Source organism: Pseudomonas sp. GW456-12-10-14-LB2, from assembly GCF_002884345.1.
Lineage (GTDB): Bacteria > Pseudomonadota > Gammaproteobacteria > Pseudomonadales > Pseudomonadaceae > Aquipseudomonas > Aquipseudomonas paraglycinae.
In genome coordinates, this window is sequence record NZ_POHV01000179.1 from 1 (window position 1) to 268 (window position 268).

A 268-nucleotide genomic window follows, 5' to 3' on the forward strand; every position below is an offset into this window, starting at 1 on the left:
GAGCTGCGCGAGCTGGATCGGATCGCGCACGGGCGGCTCGTCCTCGATGAGCTGCGTCGCGGCGTCGATGCGGAACTTCGGCTTCGCGGTGCGGGCGGGCGCGCCGCGGCGGAGCCACGCGAGCTCCTTCTTCATGAGGTTCTGGCGCTTCGCCTCGCTCGCCGCAGCCATCCGGTCGCGCTCGACGCGCTGCAGCACGTAGGCCGCGTAGCCGCCCTCGAAGGGCTCGACGAGCTGGTCGTGCACCTCCCACGTGCCGGTGCACACC

Annotated in this window: 1 pseudogene; it reads right to left on the minus strand. The window is 72.4% G+C overall.

Annotated elements, in window-relative coordinates:
* A pseudogene (locus C1X29_RS28630) lies at window positions 1-268 on the minus strand (ABC transporter ATP-binding protein); the annotation flags it as partial.